General features: G+C 35.7%; 14 protein-coding genes. 7 read left to right on the forward strand and 7 right to left on the reverse strand.

The window, feature by feature from the left end; translation table 11 throughout:
• The first annotated feature begins 227 nt into the window (after nt 1-227).
• The 4 genes from ACN0U3_RS05395 to ACN0U3_RS05410 all read left to right on the forward strand — a co-directional run bounded on the left by ACN0U3_RS05395 (nt 228) and on the right by ACN0U3_RS05410 (nt 3,651).
• Nucleotides 228-890 carry a hypothetical protein gene (locus ACN0U3_RS05395; protein ID WP_417265433.1) on the forward strand — a complete coding sequence of 221 codons (663 nt, stop codon included), beginning with the start codon at nt 228-230 and terminating at the stop codon, nt 888-890.
• Nucleotides 891-1,229: 339 nt separating this feature from the next.
• A complete protein-coding gene (locus ACN0U3_RS05400) occupies nt 1,230-2,138 on the forward strand; it encodes a T9SS type A sorting domain-containing protein (RefSeq protein WP_417265434.1) in 909 nt (302 codons plus the stop codon).
• Nucleotides 2,138-2,950, forward strand: coding sequence for a metallophosphoesterase (locus ACN0U3_RS05405; protein ID WP_417265435.1), 813 nt, complete (start codon nt 2,138-2,140; stop codon nt 2,948-2,950). The genes ACN0U3_RS05400 and ACN0U3_RS05405 overlap by 1 nt, the downstream gene beginning before the upstream one ends.
• Nucleotides 2,951-3,273: 323 nt before the next feature.
• Nucleotides 3,274-3,651, forward strand: a complete 378-nt coding sequence (locus ACN0U3_RS05410) for a hypothetical protein (RefSeq protein WP_417265436.1) — start codon at nt 3,274-3,276, stop codon at nt 3,649-3,651.
• A 499-nt stretch (nt 3,652-4,150) separates the two neighbouring features.
• Here the strand turns inward: ACN0U3_RS05410 and pepT are convergent, their stop codons facing one another.
• Complete coding sequence (pepT, locus tag ACN0U3_RS05415; RefSeq protein ID WP_417265437.1) at nt 4,151-5,401, reverse strand: peptidase T; 1,251 nt, start codon at nt 5,399-5,401, stop codon at nt 4,151-4,153.
• 37 nt (nt 5,402-5,438) lie between these two features.
• Entirely contained in the window at nt 5,439-7,877 is a 2,439-nt protein-coding gene (gene pheT, locus ACN0U3_RS05420) for a phenylalanine--tRNA ligase subunit beta (protein ID WP_417265438.1), read from the reverse strand.
• A gap of 260 nt (nt 7,878-8,137) precedes the next feature.
• Between pheT and ACN0U3_RS05425 the strand changes: the two genes are divergently transcribed.
• Nucleotides 8,138-9,817, forward strand: coding sequence for a pseudouridine synthase (locus ACN0U3_RS05425; protein WP_417265439.1), 1,680 nt, complete (start codon nt 8,138-8,140; stop codon nt 9,815-9,817).
• 19 nt (nt 9,818-9,836) lie between these two features.
• Here ACN0U3_RS05425 and ACN0U3_RS05430 read toward each other — a convergent pair whose 3' ends face one another.
• From ACN0U3_RS05430 to ACN0U3_RS05450, 5 genes are all read right to left on the reverse strand, one after another.
• The gene (locus tag ACN0U3_RS05430; protein ID WP_417265440.1) at nt 9,837-10,778 is read right to left on the reverse strand and encodes a YihY/virulence factor BrkB family protein; all 942 of its coding nucleotides are present in this window, start codon (nt 10,776-10,778) and stop codon (nt 9,837-9,839) included.
• On the reverse strand, nt 10,771-11,700 hold the full coding sequence (locus ACN0U3_RS05435) for an ABC transporter ATP-binding protein (RefSeq protein WP_417265441.1): 930 nt from the start codon (nt 11,698-11,700) through the stop codon (nt 10,771-10,773). The genes ACN0U3_RS05430 and ACN0U3_RS05435 overlap by 8 nt, the downstream gene beginning before the upstream one ends.
• Nucleotides 11,697-12,122 carry a hypothetical protein gene (locus ACN0U3_RS05440; RefSeq protein ID WP_417265442.1) on the reverse strand — a complete coding sequence of 142 codons (426 nt, stop codon included), beginning with the start codon at nt 12,120-12,122 and terminating at the stop codon, nt 11,697-11,699. The genes ACN0U3_RS05435 and ACN0U3_RS05440 overlap by 4 nt, the downstream gene beginning before the upstream one ends.
• Before the next feature lie 78 nt (nt 12,123-12,200).
• Nucleotides 12,201-13,154: a cytochrome-c peroxidase gene (locus ACN0U3_RS05445; RefSeq protein WP_417265443.1), complete on the reverse strand. Its 954-nt coding sequence runs from the start codon at nt 13,152-13,154 to the stop codon at nt 12,201-12,203.
• The gene (locus ACN0U3_RS05450; RefSeq protein ID WP_299205632.1) at nt 13,154-13,927 is read right to left on the reverse strand and encodes a class I SAM-dependent methyltransferase; all 774 of its coding nucleotides are present in this window, start codon (nt 13,925-13,927) and stop codon (nt 13,154-13,156) included. The genes ACN0U3_RS05445 and ACN0U3_RS05450 overlap by 1 nt, the downstream gene beginning before the upstream one ends.
• A 103-nt stretch (nt 13,928-14,030) precedes the next feature.
• On the opposite strand from ACN0U3_RS05450, the gene ACN0U3_RS05455 reads away from it, so the two are divergent.
• Nucleotides 14,031-15,011 (forward strand): DUF4421 family protein, encoded by a 981-nt coding sequence (locus ACN0U3_RS05455; protein WP_417265444.1) that lies wholly within the window; start codon nt 14,031-14,033, stop codon nt 15,009-15,011.
• Nucleotides 15,012-15,338: 327 nt separating this feature from the next.
• The gene (locus ACN0U3_RS05460) at nt 15,339-17,006 is read left to right on the forward strand and encodes a SpoIIE family protein phosphatase (RefSeq protein WP_417265445.1); all 1,668 of its coding nucleotides are present in this window, start codon (nt 15,339-15,341) and stop codon (nt 17,004-17,006) included.
• The last annotated feature ends 33 nt before the right edge of the window (nt 17,007-17,039 follow it).

Consider the following 17,039-nt stretch of genomic DNA (forward strand, 5'->3'; position numbering starts at 1 on the left):
AAAATAGCATTCAAAAAAAGTAGTTCTATTATACTTAGATGCAGAGTCACAGTATTAAGAATCAATATTAATTAAGAATAGTGTTACTTTAAAACGTTGAGTTCAAAAGAATCTGTATTAGGATAAGCGTTAAATTGAATTGTACTTTCATTTATTATCCATAATTTCAATGTTGTTTTTACGGAACAACTTCAACTCAATGAACTGAAGACCAAAACACAAAAATCATGAAATATACCTTTTGGATTATTACGCTGTTCTTCTCTTTTGCAGTGGCTGCACAAGAACCCTTGACCGACGAGCTTACTGATTCTAAATCAGCTATAGATCATAAAGCTAAACATTCATTTATATTTTCTGGAGGAATGTTTGTACAAAACACCGCACAAAAAAGTAACAACGACTATTATGGATGGTCAGCTTCTGGAGCTTATCAAATTTATTTTCCCTCACGTTTTGTACTTGGGTTTGAGTACCTCATTGATCGATCAACACTTAAAAAAGGGATTGCTATCGGCTCTTCCAATGCGAAGTATAAAAATAAAATCAAGGCCTATTCAATCGGAGTTCACTTGGGGTTTCAATTTCTTCGTTCCGAACATTTCGACTTTTCTCTACTGCTCATTCCTCACTACAATTTTCAGAAAAATCTAAGAAAAACCTATTTTAACGATGAAGATGGATATGTTAATACTGAATACAATGAGGCTTGGGTGTTTACGCCTATTTTGTTTCATCGTCTGGAATTCTATTATAAACTAGATAGAATGAACGGGTTTGGATTATCCTTAGACGGTAATATTGACATAGAATGGAGGGAGTTTTGGGGATCGAAGACCCTTCTTCTTGGTCGTTTAATGCTTTCGTATCGATTGACTATCCCCAATTAAGTAAAATGGGGTTTTAATGTAAAAAAAATAGCATAAAACCACATATTGTTTCTTTGATCAGAATTCAATATCCTTATGAAACGATGAAGGATTCGAATACAAAATAACCACATGAAAGACTTCTCGCGGCAGCGTTTTCTTTTAGAATTGCATTACCAAGAGATTTTTTAAACTTAAAAAAACTGTCATTATCAACGTTGCTTCATCATCCACGTCATCGCTCTATTGAGCCTGTCGAAATATGCGTTCTGTCATCAAAACTACACCACGACAACAATAAACTTTTGTAGATTAAAAATTTAAATCATAAATTTAAACATTAGTTAATAAATTAAATCCATGAAAACACTTCTACTTTTTTCATTCCTGGCTCCTACTCTCCTATTTGGACAAATCACCAACCACTTCTCTCACCAAGATTCTAAATGGAATGTCGCTAAAACATCTACTGCTGCCACACAAGAACACCCCAATTTTGTTGCAACAACAACGACAGTTTATGGTTTTCAAGGAGACAGCACAATTAGCGGTGAAGTTTGGTCAAAAATGTATTCGACAAATGATTCCACATTTCAAAGTAATCTAGTATTTGAAGGTTTAACAAAAGTTGAAAATGATTTTGTGCTTTTTAAAAGTGCTACGGATCCAATTGACACCCTTTATAATTTTAATTTAAGTGTTGGAGATAGTGTATTTTATGAATTTGATTTCTTCACTTCATGGATTCATGTGGATGAAATTCAATCCGTTCAAATTAATGGGGAAAGTTATAAAAAATTCATCTTTTCAGAACCAACTGGCCCCACAGCATTTGATCATTTAAACGAAGTGTGGATTGAAGGCATTGGAAGTGTTCACGGGCCACTTTTTCCTCTTTCACCTGTAAAGTTTAGCGAGGAAATGCCAGATTCTATGCTCATGACTTGTTCTTTTGCCAATAGTTTAGAACACTACAATCATCCAGGATATTCTGATTGTTTCACAGAAATTACTCTAGGAATCATGGAAGAAAACGCTTTAAACTTCAATCTATACCCCAATCCTGTGAGTTCTTTACTAACGATAGAACCTCAACAGAAATCTAAAGGAGTAATTACTATTTTTGATGTTTATGGAGCATCAATAAAAACAATAGAAAGCCATGGCGAGACAGTGAAGATTGATGTTTCACATTGGGAGTCAGGTATTTATTTTTTAAGAATGGACAATAGTTCTCAAAGACAAGTGAAGAAAATAATTGTTCAATAATGAGGAAAGTTAGTAGAAGGAAGTTTATCAAAGGTAGTATCCTCACTACAATTGGACTTGTTCTGTTGGATTCTTTATGGTTTGAGAAATATGTTATTGACTGGAAATACTTTGTCCTTTCTAAGCAAAATCGAAAAAAAATTAAAATAATTCAGCTTACAGATTTGCACATCGACAAACTACGTTCTTTTCATCATTCCATTGCTACAACCATCAACGAGAAGAAGCCTGATTTGCTCTTCATTACCGGAGATGCTGTAGACAGTAATGACAAAATTATAGTTTTTAATGAATTCTTACAGTTAATTGACAAGTCCATTCAAAAGTATGCAATCACGGGAAACTGGGAATATTGGGGGAACGTCAACCTCGATGAGCTTAAAGAAGTATATCAACATAACAATTGTGAATTGCTCATAAATGAAAACAGAACTATTTCTATCGAAGACAGAACTGTTAGCATTATAGGAGTGGATGATTTAGTAGGTGGTAACGCTGACTTTAAAAAGTCAACAGAAAACCTAACAGCCTCTGAAACCAACATTGTCCTGGCCCACTGTCCTGCATATAGAGATGTTATTACAGATCAAAACAATAGTTTAAGCATTGACATAGTGCTATCAGGACATACCCATGGCGGTCAAATTGCCATCTTGGGCTTTGCACCATTTAAACCCCAAGGAAGTGGGAAATATTTAAAAGGATGGTATACAGAAAAAGAACCAAAAATGTATATTTCAAAAGGAATAGGTACCAGTGTTTTGCCTTTTCGTTTTGGTGCGAGAGCAGAAATGGTAGAGATGGATTTGTGATGAATGAAAAGAGAGTTGAGCTGCACCTTCAGTGCGCTTGAAAAACTTTCATATCAGCTGAATGCGTTGCATCCAGCTGATATGAGTTGGGCTTTCAGCCCGTATGGCTATTTGATAAAATTCCCCTTAATCAATAGAGCATTTCATAATGAACATATTACTTCGCCTTGAAAAGGCAACTGATTTCAACTCAAGGCATCGCCTTGGGTTGAAATCATAAAAATGTTCTAGCGCCTTGAAAAGGCAACTCAACTTCATCGTAAATATGATAAATACAAAATAGGTTTAGTTAAGTTATCTTATATTTGTTCTAAAATGATAATATGAAATGGTCATACTATTTCAAACATTGGTTAACTACAGTATTCTTAGGATCTCTAATTCTTGTTTACAGTATGAATTCAAGTTCTTCATTTTTTACAGTCTCAATTGAAATTTATTTATTTGCGCTATTGTTGAGTGGATTTTTTTCTATGCCTACTTTCACTGTGTTAGCATTCGTTTTTAATTACCTAGATGAATATGAAATTGATGTTAAAACAGTGAAGACACTTCTTATTTCAATTACATTATTAGGTGTGCCTTTAACCCAGTGGATAGGCCTTAATGATATTAGTCTTGAAATTACAATTAGTTATTCTCTTGCAGCAATTATTTCTGGAATGCTCTTCAAATTGAAAAGAAAGGACAACCATGAATAGATTTAAAACCAATCTAATATTACTCAAATTAAAGATTAGCACAAAAACAGGCTTGTTAATATTAAATTCATTGACCTTGTTTTACCAAAAAATAAAAATGAGGTTCTACAATTTCTAAATCTTATTTTCAGAAATCGTAGGATGACACGGTTTAAAATAGCTAATCAAAAAAACAGTTGAGCTGCACCTTCAGTGCGCTTGAAAAACTTTCATATCAGCTGAATGCCTTGCATCCAGCTGATATGAGTTGGGCTTTCAGCCCGCGGTGGTATCAGTTTTTTAAAAAGACCTCTAGAGGTCATCACAATTTCAACAAACTATATAGCATGAATACTTAACCATTCTTACCACCTTTTTTTCCTCAATTATTTTAAAAAAAATAAATCTATAAAATATATTTTCTTCAAAAGAGTTTTGAGTTAAAGGATAACTCTGATTCAAGTTTCTCAAAATCCTCCCTTAAATCTCTCCCTGCCAATTTTTATTGGCAACCTCTTCCTCAAATATGCTTTTCCCAAATTTGAACCAATTCTCCCATCGTTTGAACTGCCTTTTGCATATCTTGAACACTTACGTACTCATGTTTGGAATGTATTGCCATTTCGCCTGTAAACAAGTTCGGACAAGGTAATCCCATGAAAGACAAACGTGAACCATCTGTTCCTCCTCGGATAATAACTGGACGCGGAGTGATATCTGCTTTTTTCATGGCTTCGATAGCATAGTCAGTTACAAAAGGAACTGTTTTTAAAACTTCCTTCATGTTTCTGTATTGTTCTGTAACTTCAAAGTCCATGCTAGCTCCAGGATATTGAGCAACAACTTCCTCTGCAATTCCTTTTAAACGTTCTTCATATTCGGCCAATTTACTGGTCTCATGATCACGAATAATAAATCCAATAGTCGCTTTTTCTTGAATTCCATCAAATGATGTCGGGTGAACAAATCCTTCTCTACCTTCGGTAGTTTCTGGAGACCAGCTGTCTCTTGGTAAAGCAGCAAGAATTTCTCCTCCTAACTTTAAAGCATTGATGATTTTACCTTTGGCATATCCTGGGTGAGCACTTACCCCATGAATTGTAATTTTAACAGCATCTGCAGAGAAACTTTCGTCTTCGATAGATCCTAATACTCCTCCATCCAAGGTATAACCATAGTCAGCATTCAGTTTTTCCATATCTAAATGGTCAACTCCTCTTCCAACTTCTTCGTCTGGCGTAAATAAAATACGGATATCACCATGTTTGATTCCTGGATTCCCCATCAGGTATTCCACAAAATCCATGATACAAGCAACCCCCGCTTTATCATCTGCTCCCAAAAGTGTTTTTCCGCTTGCAGTAATTAAATCATCACCTATCTTTTCTTTAAGGTAAGGATGTTTTTCTGTTGTAATTACTTGGGTTGTATCGTCTGGAAGTGTGATTGGTTTACCGTCATAGTTTTTATGTAGAATTGGCTTTACGTTTTTCCCTGTAACATCTGGAGCAGTATCCATGTGTGCACAAAAACATACTGTTGGAACATCATTCGATGTATTTCCTTTTACCGTTCCAAATACATAACCCCATTCATCCATTTCAGCATCCTCAACACCCAAGTCAAGTAATTCTTGCACCAAGAGTCTACCTAAATCTTTTTGGATCTCGGTAGAAGGAAAAGAAGTTGAATTGGGATCTGCTGTTGTATCGATTTGCACGTAACGCATTAGACGTTCTGCAACGGTGTGATTGTAATTTTTAATTGCCATAATATTATTCTTTTTCGTATTGCTTAATAAGTAGTGATTACTTTCTTAGTTCAGCACTCAATTGTTTCTCTAATTGGACACGGATTTTCTCCATGATTTTATCAATCTGGTCATCCTTCAAGGTCTTTTCCTCATCTTGAAAGTAAAAACTCACTGCGTAGGACTTCTTGTCTTCTGGTAATTTATCGCCTTCGTAAACGTCAAATAAGTTTACTTCTTTCAGTAATTTCCTATCTGTTATACGCGCCACTTCTTCTATTTCTTGAAAGGTTACTGATCGGTCTAACAATAAAGAAAAGTCACGACGCATTGCAAAAGTCTTTGGTAGTGGAGTAAATAAAACCTTGTTTCTGTTCCCCAGACTTATGATTATATCCCAATCTAAATCAGCAACATAAACCTTTTTCTTTAAACCTAAACTTTTATTCAATTCATTACTTGTCCACCCTATTTCTCCAATCTTATCTTTCTGAACATAAAGCTGCATTCCGTCTTCTAAGATTGATTTTTTCAATCCTTTCATTGAAGCCATATGGTCCAATCCTAAACGGTCTAAAATTGCAGTAACAATTCCTTTTAAAGTATAGAAGGAAACCTCTTCTTGATTAGAATTCCATTGTTCAGGTTCTTTTGATCCTGTCAAAAATATCGACAAACGTTTATTTTCTTTAAATTCACCATTGAACTTTTGGTAAATCTTTCCAAACTCAAACAAACCAAGGTCAGAATTCTGACGGTTTTTATTGTGAACCACAGTTGTTAACCCTTGAAACACAAGGGATTGCCTCAACACATCTAAATCAGAACTTAAAGGATTCAGCATTCTTACAGAATGATCGTTTGAGAAGGCCTCACCACCATGATTTTCAATCAAGCTACTTGAGGTTAATGAATTGTTCATCATTTCAAAGTATCCCTGTGAGACCAATAAATCTGCAATGGTATTCAAGCGCATTTCTTCACTACGTAGGTTTTGACTCGATAAACTAATGTTCCACTTTTGCGGTAGTTCAATATTATTGAATCCATAGATTCTCAACACCTCTTCAATAACATCTGCTTCACGTGTAACGTCAACACGGTAGGTTGGAATCTTCAACTTCACTTGGTCGCCATTATTTTGCAAAATTTGAATATCCAAAGCATTTAAGATCTCCCCCACTTTGTCAACATCAATATCATTACCTATCAACTGGTTACACCTCGTGTAGCTAAACATAACTTCAGTCGGTTCAACACGTTTTGGATAATGAGGAATAGGTTCATGCGTTATATTTCCTTCCGCTAGCATAGCAATCAAGGTTGCCGCTCGCTTCATCGCAAATTCAATCATACAAATGTCTACACCTCTTTCATAGCGGAATGAGGCATCTGTATTTAACCCGTGGCGTTTAGCAGTTTTACGAACACTCACAGGATTAAAATAAGCCGCTTCGATAAAAATAGTAGTTGTGTCTTCACTAACTCCAGATTCTTTACCACCAAATACACCTGCAATAGCAAGGTTCTTTTTCCCATTGGTAATCATGAGGTCTTGGTCAGTCATTGTACGTTCTACGTCGTCCAAAGTGGTAAATTTCTCACCTTCCTTAGCGCGTTTCACAACAATTTTATCTCCTACTTTGCTCAAATCAAATGCGTGCAAGGGGGTTCCCAGTTCATGCATCACAAAGTTCGTCACATCTACAACGTTATTGATCGGCGTAAGTCCAATTGTTAACAGGTAGTTTTTCAGCCAATCAGGAGAAGACTTCACTTTTAGATTTGAAACAACACACCCCATATAACGAGGACAATCTTCAGGAGATTCTACTGATATTTTTATTTTATCGCCATTTTCAAAAACTTCGTAAGCACTAACATCAGGCATCTGAAGAGAGCTTTTCTCTACCTTATGTACTTTGTTATACGCCACAACGTCACGTGCTACACCTAAATGACCTAAAGCATCACTTCTATTAGGTGTTAATCCGATTTCGATTCTATAGTCATCTGCTAAGTTAAAATACTCAGCTGCTCCTTGTCCAATTTTGGCCTCTTCGGGTAAAACCATAATTCCCTCATGTGATTTACCAAGACCAAGTTCGTCTTCAGCACAAATCATCCCAAATGACTCAACCCCTCTAATTTTGGCTTTCTTTATTTTGAATGGTTCATCTGGATTCGGATACAATGTCGTTCCAACAGTAGCCACAACAACTTTTTGTCCTTCTGCTACATTGGGTGCACCACAAACAATTTGTAGCTCTTCGTCCTCCCCGATATTAACGGTGGTTACATTTAAACGGTCAGCGCCTTCGTGAGGTTCACAACTGGTCACTTGACCAATTACAACACCATTAAGTCCGCCTTTAATTACCTCTACCTTTTCAAGCCCTTCTACTTCAAGCCCTGTATCCGTAAGGATTTCGCTTAAACGTTGTGGTGAATGTTCTGTTTTTACGTAATCTTTTAACCAGTTATATGAAATTTTCATTCTTCTTTAATTGCAATATTTTCAAATAGCAAAAATAGTTAAATTATTGTGTTAAACAGTGAATGAATAAGGACTTTGTCGCTTTTTATTGAGATTATTGATATGGATTGCTTATTGTGCATTTTAGCGCGATACAAATTAGCTTTATCATCACTTTCCTATAGGTTTTAAATGACCGTTATTCTTTGAATAAACCACATGTAAATTCAGTAAAATCATTTTATATTTGCACCCAAACTCAACATCAGCGGAAAAGTAAGATGCAAAACCCTTCAAAGTTCATCCATTTTAAATCTCATCTTGCAGGTCTAACTGTACCTGAAAAATTCACTTTTCCATTTTACTACACTCCACATCCATTGGCCATTCAAGCTGCAGAAGAATTACAGCAACACATAGAGTCAAATGATTGGAAACACAATTTTGGGTTAAATGCTAATTCAGAAGGCCTCGAGATCGGTAAAATGTTTGGTGTATTAGTGGTAGAAAACAAGGCTGGTGAATTGGGTTATTTAGCAGCATTCTCAGGTAAACTTGCCAATTCAAATCATCATGAATACTTCGTTCCTCCAGTTTTTGATATGCTAACTGAAGGTAGTTTCTTTTTATCAGGTGAACAAGAAATCAATGCCATCAATGCTGAAATTATTGCTCTTGAAAGAAATTCTACTTTTTTAGATCTTCAATCAGAGTACCTAGCATTAAAACAAAAACTCCAAAAAGAAGAAGCTGAATTGCGAGAAGAAATGAGAATTGCTAAAGCCAATCGCAAAAAAAAACGTCAAATTGGACAGCAGTCACTCCCTGAAAATGAATTACAAACTTTAATGAAGTCATTGGCCGAGGAAAGCATTGCTTACAAGACAGAATTAGCGAAAGTCAAAAAAGGTCATATCGATCAATTGACTGCCCTTGAATCGAAAATCGCTCCTTTCAAAGATAAATTAAACTTTCTACAAGAACAACGCAAACAAGATTCTGCCCAACTTCAGCAAAAGTTATTTAAGTCCTATATGTTTTTAAATCAAGCAGGTGAAAAAGCTGCTTTGCTCGATATTTTTAAACATACTGCATTCAAGAAACCACCAGCCGGAGCAGGAGAATGCGCAGCACCCAAACTTTTACATTATGCATTTAGTCACCAATTAAAACCTGTTGCTTTGGCTGAATTTTGGTGGGGCGCTCCTCCAGGAACAGAAGTCAGAAAACATAAGCAGTATTATCCAGCTTGTATAGGAAAATGTAAACCCATTCTTTCACACATGCTCAAAGGAATGGAAGTTGACGACAACCCGCTATTGACCAATCCAGGAATTGACAAGGTTATTCATACCGTTTATGAAGATGAAGATATTCTATTGGTTAACAAACCTCACGAATTATTGTCGGTTCCTGGAAAAGAAATCTACGATTCTGTTTATGCGCGAATTAGAAAGCGATATCCAGAGGCTGAAGGACCTTTGTTGATTCATCGACTAGACATGTCAACCTCTGGTCTATTAATCATTGCGAAAAATCTAATTGCGCACAAGAAGTTACAGCAACAATTCATCAAAAGAACTGTAAAGAAAACATATACCGCACTTTTGAATGGTTATTTAAAGGAAACAGAAGGGATTATTGACCTGCCCATGACTTTAGACGTCTTGGATCGACCACGTCAGAAAGTTGATTTTGAAAATGGCAAATCGGCACGAACCATTTGGAAAGTCTTAGAGCGAAGAAAAGGCATGACAAGAATTGAACTTACACCCATAACTGGGAGAACACATCAATTGCGGGTACATTGTGCACACAGCAAAGGCTTAAACCTCCCCATCAAAGGTGATGATTTGTACGGAAAAGTCGCAGATCGACTCTACCTACACGCCACAACATTAGAAATTGAACACCCCCGAACCAAAGAAAAAATATTTTTTGAAGCTCAACCCGATTTTTAAGTTGGAATACTGTTGAATATTATTTAGCTCTAATTGGTGTACCTACCATTCTGGCATAAACAGAAGTGTACTTTGCTCCTAAAAATATAATTTGTGAAGTATAAAAAATCCATGTTAAAACAGCCAATAAGGTTCCTGCCACCCCACTGTTTGCTGCAAAGAAATAATTGGCCAAATAATAATTGATCACTAACTGTCCACCGTAGAGTAAAACAGCTGTGAACAAAGCCCCAGACATTGCAAGTTTCCATCGAACAACACCATCATGAAGATATTTAAACACGAATGTAAAGACCAAGAAGTTGATGGTTAAAATCGAAACATGTTCCAAAATTGAGAACATCACTTCTTGGAAGAAACTACCATTAGACAGTACCCTTGTCCCTACAGCAATCAATACCGATTGAGCAAAATAGATGACCAGCACAATTGCGGCAAACACCGCCATTAATCCAAATGAGATTATGCGTTTCACCAAAGTTTCTAGCAATGCATTGTAGTGACGAATAGGAATAATTCCAAAAAAAGTATTCAGACTTTTACTTAATGAATTAAACATTGCCGTTGATGTAAATATCAAAGCTGTTATTCCCAGAATTTGCAATAAAGTAGTTCCTCCCTTTCCTATTTCCCATTTATACATCAAGTCTGTGAAAGAAGAAACGTCCGTTATCCCCATATTTGACTCCATTAAATCACCTACAATCTCGATGACTTTATCTTGACCAACGATTAATCCAAAAGAGGTAATCGATAAGTAAATAATAGGCACCAATGCGAAAATGGCATAGTAAGCCAAGGCAGCTCCATGCATAAAACTATCACCACTTAAGAATTCCTTAAAGCTGATTTTTGTGAGTTGCCACATTTCAGACCAAGTTAAACTCCTTCCTTTGTTCTCTTCTTTGACCACTCGGATATTGTTTTGGTCTTCTTTTTTAGATCCTGTTGAGTCAGACATATATTTCTTTAGTTGTTTTTAACTCTTCAGCTGCGTACAGCACTATTTCTTTTCCGTTATTTAATTCAAAATAATTGGCGTAAAAAGGACCCTTAAAGTGACTTTTCAACCAATTTACATCAATTTTAACTTTGCTTTTAGTATTCTTCAAAGAATATTCCGTCGGTCTAAACAATTTTTGTTTTCCATGGACATAAACACTGTTCAGTTCACCAAAAAACCTTCCTTCGAACAAAGTTTTAGGTTTAAAATAAGCTTGAATTGGGGTGTATTCTGAAGTGATTCCTTGATTTCTCATCATTAAAATTCGATCAGACCAAGACAAAGCTTCACTACCGTCATGAGTAACTAAAACAACCCCCATATTTCTAACCTGTGCTAACTTCCTGATGTATTCTCCTATTTTCTTATTCAAATGAACATCTAAGTGAACAAAAGGCTCATCAAGTAACAAACAGCGTGGTTCCTTGGCTAATGCACAAGCCATAGAAAGTCTTTGCTGTTCACCTCCAGAAATATCTTTAGACTGAACTCCAGCCAGTTTTTCCAACTCAAAAATATTGAGCAATTCATCCACAAAGCTGGTTCTGTCTTTCAGAGACAAATGATGGAGCTGATTTGAGATATTTTCTTTTACTGTAAAATAATCATCCAACTCGAACAATTGGTTGACCAATGCAATTTCAGGATGCCCTGCAATAAGCAGATTTTTAGGACCAAACACCTCCTCACCTTCTAGCAGGACAGTGCCTTGATTTAAATCTTCCAAACCAGCCAAACATTTCAACAAAGTAGATTTACCTGTCCCACTTGGTCCAACAATACTGATTACCTCACCAGACAGTAAATCAAAGCTAATCTCCTTAAAAACAGGAAGAGAAGAAGCGTAGGAAAAGCTGATATTTTTAGCTTCTAAAATCAACCGATCAATGATTTAGGAAAATCTTGGATGGCGATATAAATACCAGGAATTGGGTTGGTTAAAGGCTCTCTTTCTTCTAAATATACATTAAGATGAATAAAATCATCACCTTTTTCAATTTCATAATTTTGAACCAAAACATGAGAACAGGCCATTTGAGTAATTTCTCCTTCTGCTCCAATCAAATTAAACACCAACATATTGGAAACAACTTCAGAAAAAGCTTCCCCACCCTTTTCACCTTGAATGGTATAAGTGGAGTTCTCTAGGACTTCAATGTCAACAACATCAGTCGTAATGGCCAATTCATCCTCCCAATCATGTAAACGATTGTTTTCAGACTCTTTCCCCTCGTGATGCGCTTCTGCAAATTCAGGAGAAAAATCATAATTCATCTTATAAAATCGAGCTGTACACTTCATAAACATTGGATATAGTAAACTAATATAACGACAAACAAAAGTACGCCAATTATTGTGTTTTTCAATCTAAATTAGCAACTAATTGACATAACGCTGATCTGTCAATGCGTTTAGGAAATACAATAAGTCCTCACGTTCTTGATTGGTCAAAACAAATGGTTGAATTAGTTCACTTTTATTCGGGTTTGACTTTCCTCCTTTTTCATAATGCATAATCACCTCGTATAAACTTTCAAAAGAACCATCGTGCATATAGGGTGCAGTTATCCCAACATTTCTCAATGTAGGGACTTTAAATTTACCAATATCAGCTGAATCGAGCGTTATATTGAACCTACCTAAATCTTCATATTCAACATAAAGACCTTTGTTTTGCATTGAATTATTGGTGAAATTACTGCCACTATGACACTGCGCACAATTCAGTTTCTCATTAAAAAGTGAATAACCTCTAAGCAAAGCAGAATCTTTTAGAACGCCTTTATTTTTCCACTCATCATATTCGCTGTTTTCTTGGTAAATATTCCTTTGAAAAGCACTTAATGCTCTGGTCAATACAAAAGGATCAAAAGATCGATCATAAAGCAATTTCGCCAAACTATCATAATATTGAATTTCTGCTAGTTTTGGAAAGAGATCATTAATTGACACGCCCATTTCATTGGTATCCTGAAGTGGAACGATTGCCTGATGCTCTAGCGACCTTACGCCTCCATCCCACATCATAAGGTCTTGATTTTTCACATTCCACAGCGAAGGAGCATTTCTTTTCCCTACCCTTTGATGAATGCCAATACTTCGTTTTTTTCCATCTGTAAAAGCTTTGTCAGGATGATGACAGGAAGCACAGGAAACCGTGTTATTGATTGACAATCGAGGATCAAAAAATAGCTTTTCTCCCAAATCAATTAAGGTCTGATTGAAAGCAATTGAGTCTAAGGGTTCAAACTTCTGTTCTACCTTAGTATTGTTATTCGTACATTGAATTAAAACAGGAATTAACGCTATTGTCATCCAAAATTTAAAATTCATTATGCTTTTTTTCTAGCAATATATAGAATTTCTTTTGACATTAAACGGTAGCGTTCAATATCTTCAGGTGGAAATTCATCCGAAGTATGAAACTCTTCTACTTCAAATCCAGCTCGTTTTAACCATTCAGGATAATCCAATCCAAAAAGTCGGACATGGTCTTTTTGCCAAAAGTGCTTTTCGCGTTCCTCCGGAGAGGTAATCGTTGGGTCTTCGTAAGTAATTTCTCTGGTCAAGTCTTGAGGTACTTGAAAGATTCCCCAACCACCTGGCTTCATCACCCTGTGCAGTTCTCTCATGCATTGTAAGGCATCGTCCACATGTTCCAAAACGTGATTACAAAATATTACATCAAAACGATCATCTTCCAACGGAATTTCGTGCAAGTCAAAATGCAACTCCGCTAAAGGAGAAACCAAATCACCCGTTAAATATTTCAGGTTCTTTTGCGCTTTAAATTTCCCATGAAAACATTGTTCAGGTGCAATATGCAAGACTTCTTGCTTGTTGGTAAAGAAATCAGTCTCTTGTTGAAGATACAACCACATTAAACGGTGACGTTCCAAAGTCAAGTCATAAGGACACAATACATTTTCTCTGTGCGCCACTTCAGAACCATAAGATAAGAACTTACTAAAAGAGCGTTCACAAACAGGACACGCGACCTTATTCCCTTTATAAAGAAATGGAGCGATTCTTTTAAAAACAAAACTCAAGCGAATCAATAAAGGTCGCGGAAGTGTATTGAGGAGGAATTTATATATTTTCTTCATAATCGAGAAACAAAATTAATCTATATCTGTGTTTTAAGACTACAAAAATATAAAGTTGACGCACATAGTCGCAATTTAATTTGAATAACTAAATTTGCACACGATGAAAGTTGTACAATTCATACTCATACTTTTTCTTTTATCAGGTTACACTTCCGCACAAAATGATAGCCTGGCTTATGCTATGCATAAAAACAGACTGGTAGTGCACACCTCTTTATCGATTCGCGATGCACCTTTTAGTTTTAAAGATAATTTTGGTGAGTTCGATAAACTAACCTACCGCGCCAACCTCAACGTTATACATGGAATTGGTGTAGCCTATAAATGGTTTGCCATTAACATCAACTATAAACTCCCTGGATATATTCGAAACACAGAGAAATATGGTCAAACAAAATACTTTGATTTGGGGCTGCAATTCAGTCTTAAAAACTGGTATTTCAGGGTAGACTTCCATGATTACATAGGGTATGGAATAAAGAAAGCCAATTACATTTCAGACACTATCCCAACTACCACTTCAGGGTATTACATAAACGATAAAATTCAATCTGCCTCTTTTGGAGTCAACGCTTATCATTTTTTTAATCATGAACTAAACATGAAAGCTGCTTTAGGAATAGTTGGAAGGTATAAAAAACCCGTACATGGATTTTATTTGCGTATGACCTCAAACATTCATGGAGTTACAGCCAGTAACAGTTTAATTCCTCATGAATATTTCACTTCTACTCCTTCCATTCATACGGCCAAATCAATTTCTGCATTCGATGTGGGAGGAATTCCTGGTTATGCCTACTTAAACAATATCAATGGTTGGCAATTTGGTGCTTTTGCTGGCATAGGTGCGGTAGTTCAAACTAAAGTGTATAATTATGCCGACACCCAAAGAGGCTTTTTAGGAATGGCGCCACGTGTAGATTTAAAACTGCAAGCTGGATATAATGTTACAGATTGGTTTTTAATGCTCACTTCCTCTTTCGACCAAAAAAACATTCGATTTAAAGAATTTAGATACAATCAACTCTATTATTATCTGCGTCTTACTTACGGTTACCGATTTAACATAAATAAATCTTAAGCACTTTCTTTTACTTTCTTCAAGTAAATCGTTCTTCTACTACTTTCTTCAACTAACTTTTACCCACCCTATTCATCGGGAACCAAAGTTTGTAAAAAAACAGAGATAAATCTATGCCTTGGTTAAAATATAAAACATAGTTCAACAAGTAACAATCACATTTTCAGAACATGACATAACTTCTAGGGCGATTACTTTATCAATAGAGGTTTTCAACGTTCAAATAGAATTAATTTTTTGTACTTTAGCTCGTACGATTTGAAGTAAATAATCTAGTATAATTATTCAATGTTTCAAAATAGAATACTTTTAATATTCACTATTGCGATGACTCTCATCCTGAGTCTCAATGTTATTGGTCAGAAAAGTATCGATGAATTAGAAGCACAATTGAAAACTGCAAAGTCCGACAACAATTCCAAGCTTGAAGTAGAAACCTATATTTTAATGGGAGATTATTTCATTAAGGAGGAAGACAATATAAACAAAGGGCAACGATTCTACAGACGTTCAAATCGCAAGAACAAAGACGATGAGTTTGTAGATTTAACCATTTTATACCACAGACAATATGCCCGCAGTTATGTACTTCAGAATAAACTAGAGGACGCCTCTACTCATTATCAGGATGCCCTTAGTTTGGCCAAGGAATACAAATTAAAAAACTACGTTAAAAACCTAAGTCAGGAGATTGAACAATTTGAGGCCCGTAAAGCACAAATCATAAAAGCCAAACAAGAGTTAGACGAACTAAAATCACTCAAGGACGATGAAGCAATTGCGCGAATTGAAGAAAGAAACCAAAAAGAAGATTTAGAAGCAGAAAAGTTCTTTTTAGAAATCAATAAACTAAGTCGGGAGAATCAATTACAGCAAATAAAACTGCGTTTTGTAGAAAATGAATTGGAGAAGAAAGAGCTAAAAATTCAGCTACTCGACCAGTACAACAAAGCGAAAGCTGCTGAAATAGAAAAGCACAATGCAGAAATTGCATTAAAAAATTTAGAGATTGAAAAAAAAGAAGTTGATGCAAAACGACAAAATAACATCATTTTATTTTTCATCATTACTTCCCTCCTATTGTTTTTGATTGTATTCATTATCTTTTTCAACTATAAAAAGCTAAAAAAGTTAAATCTTTTGCTTTCTGAACAAAGCTTAATCATTAAGCAAAAAAACAAAGAAATGACGGACAGCTTAAACTATGCGCAAAGGATTCAAGAAGCGATATTTTTAGGCAGTAAGTCCCACAAATCGATTTTTCCAGAGTACTTTATATTTAATCAACCAAAAGACATTGTGAGCGGTGACTTCTTTTGGTCCAGTAAAACCCACGACAATAAAATAGCATGGGCTGTAGTTGACTGTACAGGACACGGTGTGCCGGGAGCCTTCATGAGTATTATTGGTGTTCGACTGTTAAATGAAATCATTGTTGAAAGAAAAATTACAGACCCAGGAAAAGTACTTGATGAGATGAAAAGAGGAATTATCCACTCTCTTAATCAAGAAGAAAACCAGACGACTGTAACACAAGACGGAATGGATATGACGCTCTGCATCTGGGACCCCATTACAAATGAGTTAAAATATGCAGGAGCCAACAACAGTATTTATATTTTAAGAGAAGGCATTAACTCATCTGTTATTCCATTGCCTGAAAACAAATATAAATCCTTTGAAAACGATTTATTAGAAATTAGGGCAAACCGTTCACCCATTGGTTACTACCCCTATTTTAGTCATCCTTTTGACACCATTACTTTCCAATTGCAGAAAGGAGATATTATCTATGCATTATCCGATGGTTTCCAAGATCAATTTGGTGGAACAAAAAACAAAAAGTACACCACTAAAAGAATGAAACGATTCATGATAGATGTCAGCGCTAAATCTTTTACAGAACAAACCAATTCATTCAAGAACGAGCTAAACACCTGGAAAGGAAACTATGAACAACTTGATGATGTTTGTATCGTTGGTGTAAGGGTTTAAGACAATAAGCTGAGTGAATTTACAAAAAGCCTA

The organism is Brumimicrobium sp. (assembly GCF_048268645.1).
In the GTDB taxonomy this organism is placed as follows: Bacteria; Bacteroidota; Bacteroidia; order Flavobacteriales_D; family Crocinitomicaceae; genus Brumimicrobium; species Brumimicrobium ulvae.

What these genes read in the sequence shown, in the direction of transcription:
- ACN0U3_RS05400 (WP_417265434.1), top strand. Translation starts at nt 1,230, where the DNA reads ATGAAAACACTTCTACTTTTTTCATTCCTGGCTCCTACTCTCCTATTT.
- ACN0U3_RS05430 (WP_417265440.1), bottom strand. Translation starts at nt 10,778, where the DNA reads ATGTCTGACTCAACAGGATCTAAAAAAGAAGACCAAAACAATATCCGA.
- ACN0U3_RS05450 (WP_299205632.1), bottom strand. Translation starts at nt 13,927, where the DNA reads ATGAAGAAAATATATAAATTCCTCCTCAATACACTTCCGCGACCTTTA.
- ACN0U3_RS05455 (WP_417265444.1), top strand. Translation starts at nt 14,031, where the DNA reads ATGAAAGTTGTACAATTCATACTCATACTTTTTCTTTTATCAGGTTAC.
- ACN0U3_RS05395 (WP_417265433.1), top strand. Translation starts at nt 228, where the DNA reads ATGAAATATACCTTTTGGATTATTACGCTGTTCTTCTCTTTTGCAGTG.
- ACN0U3_RS05445 (WP_417265443.1), bottom strand. Translation starts at nt 13,154, where the DNA reads ATGAATTTTAAATTTTGGATGACAATAGCGTTAATTCCTGTTTTAATT.
- ACN0U3_RS05405 (WP_417265435.1), top strand. Translation starts at nt 2,138, where the DNA reads ATGAGGAAAGTTAGTAGAAGGAAGTTTATCAAAGGTAGTATCCTCACT.
- ACN0U3_RS05460 (WP_417265445.1), top strand. Translation starts at nt 15,339, where the DNA reads ATGACTCTCATCCTGAGTCTCAATGTTATTGGTCAGAAAAGTATCGAT.
- ACN0U3_RS05440 (WP_417265442.1), bottom strand. Translation starts at nt 12,122, where the DNA reads ATGAAGTGTACAGCTCGATTTTATAAGATGAATTATGATTTTTCTCCT.
- pepT (WP_417265437.1), bottom strand. Translation starts at nt 5,401, where the DNA reads ATGGCAATTAAAAATTACAATCACACCGTTGCAGAACGTCTAATGCGT.
- ACN0U3_RS05410 (WP_417265436.1), top strand. Translation starts at nt 3,274, where the DNA reads ATGAAATGGTCATACTATTTCAAACATTGGTTAACTACAGTATTCTTA.
- ACN0U3_RS05425 (WP_417265439.1), top strand. Translation starts at nt 8,138, where the DNA reads ATGCAAAACCCTTCAAAGTTCATCCATTTTAAATCTCATCTTGCAGGT.
- pheT (WP_417265438.1), bottom strand. Translation starts at nt 7,877, where the DNA reads ATGAAAATTTCATATAACTGGTTAAAAGATTACGTAAAAACAGAACAT.